The 11,192-nt window shown below is 57.8% G+C and carries 11 protein-coding genes; 6 read left to right on the forward strand and 5 right to left on the reverse strand.

Going from position 1 to position 11,192, the window contains the following annotated elements; genetic code table 11:
* Window positions 1-59 precede the first annotated feature (59 nt).
* From LJ738_RS20840 to LJ738_RS20850, 3 genes are all read left to right on the forward strand, one after another.
* Complete coding sequence (locus LJ738_RS20840) at window positions 60-1,007, forward strand: type I restriction endonuclease (RefSeq protein ID WP_302718363.1); 948 nt, start codon at window positions 60-62, stop codon at window positions 1,005-1,007.
* An 84-nt stretch (window positions 1,008-1,091) separates the two neighbouring features.
* A complete protein-coding gene (locus LJ738_RS20845; RefSeq protein WP_227788287.1) occupies window positions 1,092-1,886 on the forward strand; it encodes a thymidylate synthase in 795 nt (264 codons plus the stop codon).
* Window positions 1,887-1,931: 45 nt separating this feature from the next.
* On the forward strand, window positions 1,932-2,723 hold the full coding sequence (locus LJ738_RS20850; RefSeq protein WP_227788288.1) for an energy transducer TonB: 792 nt from the start codon (window positions 1,932-1,934) through the stop codon (window positions 2,721-2,723).
* On the opposite strand, the gene LJ738_RS20855 is transcribed toward LJ738_RS20850, so the two are convergent.
* The 5 genes from LJ738_RS20855 to LJ738_RS20875 form a co-directional block, all read right to left on the reverse strand.
* A complete protein-coding gene (locus LJ738_RS20855; protein ID WP_227788289.1) occupies window positions 2,688-3,512 on the reverse strand; it encodes an aminotransferase class IV in 825 nt (274 codons plus the stop codon). The two genes, LJ738_RS20850 and LJ738_RS20855, sit on opposite strands and share 36 nt — an antisense overlap.
* A 27-nt stretch (window positions 3,513-3,539) precedes the next feature.
* Complete coding sequence (gene dprA, locus LJ738_RS20860; RefSeq protein WP_227788290.1) at window positions 3,540-4,667, reverse strand: DNA-processing protein DprA; 1,128 nt, start codon at window positions 4,665-4,667, stop codon at window positions 3,540-3,542.
* 9 nt (window positions 4,668-4,676) lie between these two features.
* Window positions 4,677-5,096, reverse strand: a complete 420-nt coding sequence (locus LJ738_RS20865) for an endonuclease domain-containing protein (RefSeq protein ID WP_227788291.1) — start codon at window positions 5,094-5,096, stop codon at window positions 4,677-4,679.
* Between the two features lie 130 nt (window positions 5,097-5,226).
* Complete coding sequence (locus tag LJ738_RS20870; protein ID WP_227788292.1) at window positions 5,227-5,589, reverse strand: MerR family transcriptional regulator; 363 nt, start codon at window positions 5,587-5,589, stop codon at window positions 5,227-5,229.
* A gap of 23 nt (window positions 5,590-5,612) precedes the next feature.
* Complete coding sequence (locus tag LJ738_RS20875; RefSeq protein WP_227788293.1) at window positions 5,613-6,650, reverse strand: glycoside hydrolase family 53 protein; 1,038 nt, start codon at window positions 6,648-6,650, stop codon at window positions 5,613-5,615.
* A 187-nt stretch (window positions 6,651-6,837) separates the two neighbouring features.
* On the opposite strand from LJ738_RS20875, the gene alaS reads away from it, so the two are divergent.
* From alaS to LJ738_RS20890, 3 genes are read left to right on the forward strand one after another with little or no spacing between them, the layout of a single operon-like run.
* The gene (gene alaS, locus LJ738_RS20880) at window positions 6,838-9,528 is read left to right on the forward strand and encodes an alanine--tRNA ligase (protein ID WP_227788294.1); all 2,691 of its coding nucleotides are present in this window, start codon (window positions 6,838-6,840) and stop codon (window positions 9,526-9,528) included.
* Complete coding sequence (locus LJ738_RS20885; protein WP_227788295.1) at window positions 9,525-10,334, forward strand: energy transducer TonB; 810 nt, start codon at window positions 9,525-9,527, stop codon at window positions 10,332-10,334. The genes alaS and LJ738_RS20885 overlap by 4 nt, the downstream gene beginning before the upstream one ends.
* 17 nt (window positions 10,335-10,351) lie before the next feature.
* Window positions 10,352-11,110 carry an energy transducer TonB gene (locus tag LJ738_RS20890; protein ID WP_227788296.1) on the forward strand — a complete coding sequence of 253 codons (759 nt, stop codon included), beginning with the start codon at window positions 10,352-10,354 and terminating at the stop codon, window positions 11,108-11,110.
* Window positions 11,111-11,192 lie beyond the last annotated feature (82 nt).

Raw genomic sequence — 11,192 nt, forward strand, 5'->3', positions numbered from 1 at the left:
GAGACCAGCAGCGCCGAAGCAACGCTCTATTTATCCAGCATTCGACACCTTATCCGTAAATTTTAACAGGCTCTAAGAAGGGCGAGAAGATTGATTATGCCATCATGCGTGACGGCAAACCAATTATTCTCATTGAATGCAAGCATGTCGGCGGTGATTTAAATATTAATCACGCCAGTCAATTGTTTCGCTATTTCCATGTCACGGAAGCACGGATTGCCATTCTTACCAATGGCCTTGTCTACCGTTTGTTTACTGACCTAGAACAAGCCAACAAGATGGACGAACGGCCTTTCCTGGAATTTGACCTTTCCAATTTTAGCGAAAACGACGTTTCTGAAATTAAAAAGCTTAGCAAAGCCGCTTTCAACATTGAGGACATGCTGTTCGCAGCTTATAACCTCAAGTACATGCGGGCTTTCAAGAAGTACTTCGACGAACAGTTCACCCAGCCATCGACTGAATTTATCAACTTCGTATCGAAGCAAGTGTATGAAGGTGTACTCACGCCTAAACTGAAAGAGCAGTTTAGCCTGCTGGTACACCGTTCGTTTCACCAGTTCCTGAACGATAAAATCGCCATGCGTTTGCGCTCGGCTATGATTGATACCAGCGGCCAAGGTCCTTTAGTAAATGAAGTTCCGGCGGCTCCTATGCCCGAGCCCGCAGCTCAAGCTGAGCCAGAAGCCAAAGACATTCAAACTACCGTGGAGGAGACAGAAGGCTTTATGATAGTGCGGGCTATTTTGCGTAAAACAGTGCCGGTCAATCGGGTGGTCATGCGAGATGTGCAATCTTACTGCGGCATTCTGCTGGATGATAACAACCGCAAGCCAATCTGCCGGCTCCATTTTAATGGCAGCAAGAAGTACGTTACGTTGTTTGATGTAGAAGGCGGCGAACGAGTGGATATTGTAACACTTGACGACTTGTATGGCATGGCATCGCGGATTCGTTCGGCTGTGCAAAAGCACGAAACCAAGCAAGTAGCCACGGCAGTTGACTAAAATGCAAAGTGCCTGATTTTGAGAAAGCCGCTCCCAACTGGGCGGCTTTCTCTATTTTTGAGCTTTCTGATTTAGTATCTGCTTATGCGCCAGTACCAAGCTCTTCTTCGCCAAATTCTTGAAACTGGCACCGTCAAAACCGACCGCACGGGCACGGGCACGGTTTCCATCTTTGGGCCGCAAATGCGGTTCAATTTAGCGGATGGCTTCCCGCTGGTGACCACCAAAAAGGTGCACCTGAAGAGTATAATCCACGAGTTGCTATGGTTTTTGAAGGGCGAAACCAACATTGCCTACCTCAAAGAGCACGGCGTAAAAATCTGGGACGAGTGGGCAGATGCCAACGGCGAGCTGGGCCCAGTGTACGGCCACCAGTGGCGCTCCTGGCCCGACGGCCACGGCGGCCACATCGACCAAATCAGCCAGGTCATCCAGCAGCTCAAGACCCAGCCCGACTCGCGCCGCATCATCGTCTCGGCCTGGAACGTGGCCGAACTGCCCGAAATGAAGCTACAGCCCTGCCACGCACTGTTTCAGTTCTACGTGGCCGATGGCAAGCTTTCCTGCCAGCTCTACCAGCGCTCGGCCGATGTATTCCTGGGCGTGCCCTTCAACATTGCTTCCTACGCGCTGCTCACTCTCATGGTAGCCCAAGTAACCGGCCTGCAGCCCGGCGAGTTTATCTGGACCGGCGGCGACACCCACCTCTACAGCAACCACCTGGAGCAAGCCCGCCTGCAACTGGAACGCGAGCCACGCCCGCTGCCGCAGATGCTAATAAACCCCGGTGTTATGGATATTTTTGCTTTCCAGTTTGAGGATTTTAAGTTGGAGAACTACGAACCGTGGCCGCCTATCAAGGCGCCCGTAGCAGTCTAACGCGGATAGCTTTTACTGCCTGCGGCCTAGCAGCGAAGGCTTTTATTGAAGGAAGAAGTGATGTACCGCTGGCTTATTTGTTTTATTTTGTTCGTGCTGGGGATGGGGCTGGCCCGCGAGGCCAGCGCCCAACGGAGCACCACAATCCCGCCCCACGGCAAAAGCGGGAAAACATCGTGGGTCGCTCCACCGCCGACCGCCTCTGCGGGCATGATGCCTTTGCTGCCGCGCTACTGGCACATGGCCGATTCGGCCGAACGAACGGATGCAGCGGAGGTTTTCAATCAGTACCTCCGGCACTTTATCAGCTACCCCAAGCTGGCGCTTCAAGCTGGCGTGGGCGGTACTATTTACGCTCTACTCACCGTGAAGCCCGATGGCCGAGTGAGTGGTTTTTCCATCACACGGCGCGACTTGAGCACTGGCTCACCACCCATCAAAGCTGTGCTGGCCCTCGATGCCGAGTTGCAGCGGGTGGCATGGCAACTGCGCTTTAAACCCGCCCTGTCGCACACCGACAGTAATAGCAACATTAAAATCGGTGGCAGTACTGACAGCCTCGAAATTATTGACATTACCGACATCGCCCCCGGCATCGCCACTGTCACTGATGACAGTACGGATGTCACGGAAGTAACTGACTTACCCGACGCTGTCAATCCCAAACTCCAGGTCGACACCGTTACCATCTTCTACCGGTTTGAACCTCAAAAGGAAGGACGGGACAGCAGCCGAAAACGCTACCCTAACCATGCCGTGCCACCCCCTAAGTATGAAGCCAGGGCCATCCCGTCCGTTATACTAATTGGCTGCGGGTTGCTCATCGCCTTGTTGTAAAAAAGCCAATGCAGGCTGCGCAAAAAATGTATTACCAATGGCGAGTACGGCTCGCACAGAGGCCACATTCGCAGTAAAGGCCGCATCCGCAGCTAAAAGAACTTCTTGTTTAAATAAACCCTCGTGGCACTCCAAACCGGCTGCGCTCGCAGCGCGCAAGACCTGCGCCCGGCGCACTCCAGCCACGCAGCCGCTCGCTAGGGAAGGCGTAAACAGGACTCCATCCTTCATCCAAAAAATAGCAGCGGCACCAGCCTCGGCCACGTGCCCGGAGGCGTCGCAAAGGATGATTTCATCCAGCCCGCGCTGTTGCCGTTCGTGGGCGGCGCGCACGTAAAGCCACGCCTGAGGACCCTTGCAAAAGCTCAGCGGAGAATGAATAGCGTGAGTTTCCAGGGCAAAGTCAGCTTTGGCTACGGGAGAATCGTCGGCAACAAAAGGCTCGGCAGTGGCAAGCCATTCGGCAGCATCGGTAGGTGGGGTATAGCGGCCGCCGCCAGCGCGCCAGAGCTGCAGGCGCAGGCGGGCGGCGGGCAAGGCATTTGCTGCTGCTAATCCGGCCAAGGTGCTTTCCAGCGCTTCGGGTGTCGCCAGGGGCTCGGGTAGCTTGAGGTAGAGGGTGGCGGCGGCCTGCTGCATGCGGTGGCAGTGGTCGGCAGCTAGGCGCAGGCGGTTTTCGGTGAAAATCAGCGTTTCGAAAAACCCATCACCAAAAGCCAGTCCGCGGTTGGGCAGCTTCAGGCCGAAGGATTCGGAATCTTGCAATGCGCCATTATACAGTAAATGCATAGTTGCCTGGGCTACTGACTTCTGGGGTTAAAGGAGTAGGAATTTCTTGCCTGGCAACGCCCGTACCACGCCCCGAAACTCCAACCCCAGCAGGAGCGAGGCCACGCTGTGGATGGGTAGTTGGGCTTTCCAGGCCAGCTCGTCCATTTGTTCCTCGCGGCCGTTGGCGGCTGCCAGCACCGTTATCAGGGCGAATTCCTCGGCCGTAAAATCATCGGCGGAATAGGAGGGAGCCGGCTTGAACTTGCCCGATTGGTGCAGGGCTGCGTCCCAGTTGAGCAACTGCTCCAGGTCGAGCGGCTCAGAGTAGAGCGCTGCTTTGTTGTTTTTGATAAGCGCGTTGCAGCCTTCCGAGGCCGCCGAGCCCAGGTTGCCGGGTACAGCCAGCACGTCGCGGTCGTAGCTCAGGGCCAGTTCGGCGGTTATCAGCGCCCCGCCTTTGATGGCAGCTTCCACGACCACCGTACCATCGGAAAGGCCGGCGATGATGCGGTTGCGGGCCGGGAAATTATAGCGGTCGGGCTGCGTGCCGAACGCAAACTCGGTGAGCAGGCCGCCTTGCTCGCGCATTTTCTCGGCGGTTTTGCGGTGCGCGGCCGGGTAAATGATGTCGAGGCCAGTAGCCATGACGCCCACGGTGTCAAGGCCTTCCTGCAAGGCCGAGCGGTGCGCCATGATGTCGATGCCGTAGGCCAGGCCACTCACCACGAGCGGCCGGTGGGGTAGCAGGCCCTGGATGATGCGCTCGGTTTGCTCGCGGCCGTATTCCGTGGCTTTGCGCGTGCCCACCAGCGCCACGGTTTTGGGCGCGTTCAGGTCGGCGGTGCCTTGGTAATATAGGATGGCCGGCGCGTCGGGAATCAGCTTGAGCCGGCTAGGGAAGCGCTTGCTGGTGTAGAACAGGATTTCGACCCCGTCTTTTTCGGCCTTCTTGATACCGGCCTCGGCTTTGCGCAGGGCGGTATCTCGCTCGGGACCAGTGATGATTTTAACGGTAGCATCGCCCACGCCGGGAATGCGCCGCAGCTTGCCGGGCGGCATGGTGAGCACTGTTTTAGCCGCGCCGCCGTAGCTCATGAGCTGCCGCGTGAGCTGCGGGCCAATGCCGGGCAGCAGGGTAAGGGCGAGTTCGTGGAAAAGGGATTCGTCGTTCATTGGTAGACCTCACCCCCCGGCCCCCACTCCTTGGGGAGAGGGGGAGCCTGAAGGCTTCGGGATAGGTAAATGTGTGGTCAAGTGTTGAGCTATAAGTCGTTCGACGTAGTCAGGGTGCTGCAAGACTTCTTCATTGGAGAAGCGCTGGATAAAAAAGCCTAATTCCTGTAATCGGTAAGTTCGGCCGCCATCATACGCTGCCTGCTCAGTATCGGAATGATACTCCCCATCCACTTCAATAATGAGCCAGGCGGGCAAACAAATAAAATCGACAATATACTGCTCTATAGCATGCTGACGGCGAAAACGGACCCCTAGCTTGTTGCCACGCACTAATTGCCACAGCGCGTTTTCTGCCTCAGTAGAATTTCGGCGGTTTACGCGTGAAAAGCCTTTCAGTCTTTTCTGCCATCGCTCCGCGTCTGTCATGTACGCGTGGTAATGAGATGGTTTTTCTTCCCTCCCGTTATCCATAGTTTCCAATCGAAAACAATAACTCGCCCAACAGTAATTCGTCAGGCTCCCCCTCTCCCCAAGGAGAGGGGGCCGGGGGGTGAGGTTACTCCGGCTCCGCCTTACCAGCAGCCTCCACTTCTTTGCGAAGCAGCAGCAAGAAAGAGCGGACTTTTTCCAGCGACTGCACCACGTCAATCTTCTCCTTGAGCTGCGGGCCCTTTTGCTTGAGCATGTCGCGAGCGCCGGGGATGGTGTAGCCGCGCTCCTTCACCAGGTGATAAATAGTGCGGAAAACCTCGATGTCCTGGGGCGTGTAGAGGCGGTTGCCTTTCTTGCTGCGGCGGGGGCGCAGCTCGTCAAATTCGGTTTCCCAGAAGCGCACCAGGGACTCGGCCACCTTGAACTGGGCGGCCACTTCGCCGATGGTGAAATATTGTTTTTCGATGCTGCGCTCTTTGTAGGGCATGGCTGTGGGGTGCGGCGCGAGGGTTACTTAACCCGGTATTTGCGGCTGATTTCGTCGTAAATTAACAACAGGTCGTTGGCCTGGCCCTGTTTGTCGAAAATAGATTCCCAGGTGTTGAGCGGCTCCCAGATGAAACTGCCTTTGCCTTTGCCGCCCGGCAGGTCGAACGCGATGTCGTTGACTTCGCGCTTGCGCTCGGAATATTCCACCAGCACAATGTCCTGCGGGTAGCGCTTGGCCAGGTCGGTGAGGTTGAATTTCAGGTCGGCAATGGTGCCGTGCCACTTGGGGTAATACGACTGACCGATGACGTCGAACTGCACCTTCCGGGCAATCATGCGGTCGAGCCACAGAGTGGAGTGCCGGTTTTGGCCGCCCAGCGCAATGTGCATCATCACCAGGGCTTTGGGCGTGGTTTCGCGCACGGCGCTGGCACCGGCTTCGGCCAGCTTGGCCAGGGTGTCGAACCGGGTGAGGCTGTCGGCCAGCTGCACGTTGCCATCGGGCCACAGCATGCCGTGGTTGATTTCGTTGCCTATCTGCACCATGTCGGGCGGGGTGCCTTGGGCCGCCAGGGCCTTCAGCACGTCGGCGGTGTAGTCGTGCACCGCTTTCTCCAGGGCCGCGCCGCTCAGGTTTTTCCAGGCTTCGGGCTTGAATTGCTTTTGCGGGTCGGCCCAGGTGTCGCTGTAGTGGAAGTCGAGCAGCAGCTTCATCTTGGCTTGCTTCACGCGCTTGGCCATGGCCAGGGTGTGGGCCAAGTCGCAAAAGCCCTTGCCGGGAGCGTAGCCACTATCGGCCGCCGGGTTGTTGAAAATCCGGAGCCGGATGTAGTTGAAATGGTGGTCTTTCAGAATCTGGATGGCGTCTTTCTGCACGCCTTTGTCCGAAAACTTCATGCCCCGGGCTTCGAGCTGCGGCAAAAAGGAAATATCAGCGCCGAGGACTTTGCCCAACCGGGCCTTGCGCGGTGGGGCGGGGGCCGCCGCGCTGCTCAGGCTCAGCAGCAACAGCAGGTTGAGCCAAGGGGAGCAGCGGAATAGGGGAAAGTGTAATGACACTGAGAATAGCGAATTATAGCAAATATGCTTGTTTATGAAGCGACAATTGTTGCCTCTGTGCAAGATGCCGCAAGTTAGGCGCATTGGCGATACCAGGGCAGGAGAGGCAATTGTTACCTTTGCTGAGCTAGCCCCGTGAAAGTTCATCAAATTCTGCCGGTGTGGGCTGGCTTTTCCCCTGCTTATTATGTCGCTCCCAACCGCTTCGCACGTCCGCCAGCAATTCCTCGATTTCTTCGCTTCCAAAGGCCACCACATCGTGCCCTCGGCGCCGATTGTGGTGAAGGACGACCCCACGCTGCTGTTCATCAACAGCGGCATGGCTCCCTTTAAAGACTATTTCCTTGGCAACAAGCCGGCGCCCTACAAGCGCATTGCCGACACCCAGAAGTGCCTGCGCGTGAGCGGCAAGCACAACGACCTCGAGGAAGTAGGCTACGACACCTACCACCACACCATGTTCGAGATGCTCGGCAACTGGTCGTTTGGCGATTATTTCAAGAAAGACGCCATTGCCTGGGCCTGGGAGTTGCTCACCGAAGTGTATAAGCTCGACAAGGACCGCCTCTACGTCACCTATTTCGAAGGCGACCAAGGCGACAAGCTGGCGGCCGACACCGAGACCCAGAACCTCTGGCGCCAGTACACGTCCGACGACCGCATTCTGCCCGGCAACAAGAAGGACAACTTCTGGGAGATGGGCGACACCGGCCCCTGCGGCCCCTGCACCGAAATTCACATCGACCTGCGGTCCGACGAGGAGCGGGCCGCCAAATCAGGCCGCGAGCTGGTGAACGCCGACCACCCCCAGGTAGTAGAGGTGTGGAACAACGTATTCATGGAGTTCCAGCGCCTGGCCGATAAAAGCCTCGTGAAGCTGCCGGCTCAACACGTGGACACCGGCATGGGCTTCGAGCGACTGATGATGGCCGTTTCGGGCGTGAAGTCAAACTACGACACCGACGTGTTCCAGCCGCTCATTCAGTTCATCGCCAAGGAAGTTGGGCTGGAATACCACGGCACCGCGCCCGCCAAGGTGACCGACCAGCCGACCACCGAAAACGAAAAAACCGACATCGCCATTCGGGTCATCGCCGACCACATCCGGACCATCGCCTTCACCATCGCCGACGGCCAGCTGCCCAGCAACGTGAAGGCCGGTTACGTAATCCGCCGCATTTTGCGCCGGGCCGTGCGCTACGCGTTTTCGTCGCTCAACCAAAAGCAGCCTTTCCTCTTCAAGCTGGTGCCCGTGCTGGCCGACCAGATGCGCAACATCTTCCCGGAGCTGAAAGCCCAGACGGCCTTCGTGCAGCGCGTGATTGAGGAAGAGGAAATTGCCTTCCTGAAAACCCTGGAAACCGGGCTGCGCCGCCTCGACGCCCTCGAGGAAACGGCCCGCGCCAACGGCAACCTCATCGACGGCAAAACCGCGTTTGAACTGTCCGATACCTTCGGCTTCCCGCTGGACCTCACGGCCCTCATCGCCCGCGAAAAAGGCCTGAGCGTGGACGAGGAAGGCTTCCAGAAGGAGCTGGCGCAGCAGAAGAACCGCAGCCGCAACGCCCAGGAAACCGAGCAGTCGGACTGGACCATTGTCTCTGATTCCGACGAGCAGCCCGCCTTCGTGGGCTACGACCTCGACGAGGCACCGGCGCACATCCTGCGCTACCGCAAAACCACCGCCAAGGGCAAAACCGAATACCAGGTAGTGCTCGACCAAACCGCGTTCTATGCCGAAAGCGGCGGACAGGTAGGCGACACGGGCTACCTGGATTCGCCCTTGTCGAAAGTGCGGGTGATTGATACCAAGCGCGAAAACGACCTCATCGTGCACACCCTGCTGGAGCTGCCCGAGGACCTGACCGCCGATTTCCTGGCTATGCCCGACGTGGCCCGGCGCAACCAGATTCGCCAGAACCACTCGGCCACGCACTTGCTGCAAGCCGCCCTGCGCGAAGTGCTGGGCAGCCACGTGCAGCAAAAAGGCTCGCTCGTGAACGAGAAATTGCTGCGTTTCGACTTCTCGCACTTCACCAAAGTGACCGACGACCAGATGCGCGAAATTGAGCACATGGTAAACGAGCGGATTCGCCAGCAAATCCCGCTCGACGAGCGCCGCAACGTGCCCATTGCCGAGGCCAAGAACCTGGGCGCTATGGCCCTGTTCGGTGAGAAGTACGGCGAGTTTGTGCGCGTCATCACTTTCGACAAAGACTACTCGGTGGAGCTGTGCGGCGGCCTGCACGTGCCCAATACCGGCAGCATCGGCTACTTCAAAATCACGGCGGAGAGCGCCGTGGGCGCCGGCGTGCGCCGCATCGAAGCCGTAACTGGCCTCGGAGCCGAAGCCTACGTAGACCACCAGCTCGACCTACTAGCTCAAGTGCGCGAGGCGCTGGGCAACCCCCAGCACCTGCTCACTACGCTCGAAAAGCAGAGCGAGGAAATGGCTGGGCTGCGTAAGCAAATTGAGCAGTTTACCCTGCAACAGCTCGTTGCTCAGCGCCGGACGTTGCTTACCCAGGTGCGCCAACTGCCCAACGGCCTGAATTTTATTGCTGCTCAGGTTCATGCAGCTTCTGCCGACTCGCTCAAAGCGTTGGCCTTTGAGGTGCGCCAGGCGGCCCCCGCGCCCCTAGTGTTGGTGCTGGGCGCGGCCGTAGACGGCAAGCCCCAGTTGGCCGTGATGCTGGACGATGAAACGGCGAAAAGCGGCAGGCTCAATGCCACCACGCTGGTGCGCGAGCTGGCCAAAGAAATCCAGGGCGGCGGCGGCGGACAGCCGTTTTTCGCCACGGCCGGCGGCAAGAATGTGGCTGGGCTGGCTGCTGCCATTGCCAAGGCCGAAGCTGCCGTAAGCCAGGCCACTGCATGAGAAACTGGCTGCTAAGTATCCTTCTGGCTGGCGTGAGCACAGTGGCTCATGCGCAAACTCCAGTACCGACGGTGCGCGTGGTTGATGAAATGCTCGGCCAGCGCGCCGGGGTGCGATATTATGACCAGTATTGGGCGCCACTTCCCACAGGCCCAGGCGGTGCGCATTGCTACGACCGGTTTGTGCGCGTAGATAGCGCGGGCCTGAATTGGCAGGCCCGCCGCTACGTGCTGTCTACCGGCCGGCTGATTTTGGAACAGTATTTCACTGGCTTGGTGCCCGGCATGGAGCTGGAGGGCCCGAGCCGAGAATGGTACGAAACCGGCCAGCTGCGCGAAGAACTTACGTATCACAAAAGCCAGGTAGTCGGAGTGCTGCAGACTTATTACCCCGACGGCAAGCCGCGGCGCACGGAGTTTTCTCCTCCTGCCAAGGGAACCACAGTCTGCCTTGACTCTGCGGGCCACCCGCTGCCCAAGTGTCCGCCGTATCACACGTTTGCGCAGCTAAGCGGCAAAAACACCTACTCGGGCAAGTTTCTGAAGTCGGTCCAGCAGCAGTTTGCGGGGTATCTGCCGGCCGGCTACAGCCAGCCGGCTGGGCTGTTGGTGTACTACGCTTTTCGGATAGACCCGACCGGCACGGTCCAGGATGCGCGCATTCTAACCGATGCTCCGGCAGACTTGCAGGCCGCCGTGCTGCAAGCCGTGAGGAAGTTGCCCAAGTTTGTGCCCGCTATGCTGGAAGGTAGCCTGACGAACGATGTGGTGGAGGGAATGGTAGAAGCCAAAGCCGTTCGGCGCTAATTCAACCCATATCAATTATGGATAAACGCTACTTATTGTTACTCCTATTGGGAGGATTGGGAATTGAGCAGGCGTCGGCGCAGCAAATCGTACCGCCTACCAAAACCGAATATATTGATTCGACTGGCGCGGTGCTGCCCTCAGAGATTGGGGCCATTGGACGGCGCGAAACAACATACACTGATAGTGTCGGGGGAGTGGTGCGCAGTTATGCTCGCAATGGCAAGCTGCGCAGCAGTTCGTCGTATGAGCACATCCGGAAGCAGTTTAGCCATGGGGTGTCCGAATCCTGGTTTGATAACGGCCAGTTGAGCTACCACAGCGAGTTCGCGCACAACAAGCAAGTAGGGGAGTTTCGCACCTACTATGCTAATGGACAGCTCAAGCGCCGTCAGATAATGGACGCCGCTCATGCCGGCACCGGCGAGTGTTTCCTAGAAAATGGCCAGCCCACCGCCTTTTTCGAATACGAAGTCATGCCGGTTTACTCCGAAGGCGAGGGAGGCTTCCGGGACGTAGTCAAAACAGTGATGATGAACGTGAAATACCCCAAGGAGGCACTCAGAGCCAAGGCGGAAGGCCGGGTTTTCGTCAGCTTTGTGGTGACCAACAAGGGGGAAGTTGCCAATATAAAAGTGGTGAAAAGTGTGTTCCCGTCGCCTGACGCGGCGGCCGTTTGGGCCGTGCAACAGCTCAAGTCCTTCACCCCGGGAAAGCAGGACGGGCAGCCGGTGGCGGTTTCGTTCACGGTTCCCATCACATTCCGCATGCAGTAGAGGACCTAAGAGCCTGTTAAGAAACACAAGTAGTTGGTAGACAAAAAGAAATCAGCCAGGTTATTTCCTTTTCCTCATCCGA

Source organism: Hymenobacter plasmatis, from assembly GCF_020711255.1.
Classification (GTDB): domain Bacteria; phylum Bacteroidota; class Bacteroidia; order Cytophagales; family Hymenobacteraceae; genus Hymenobacter.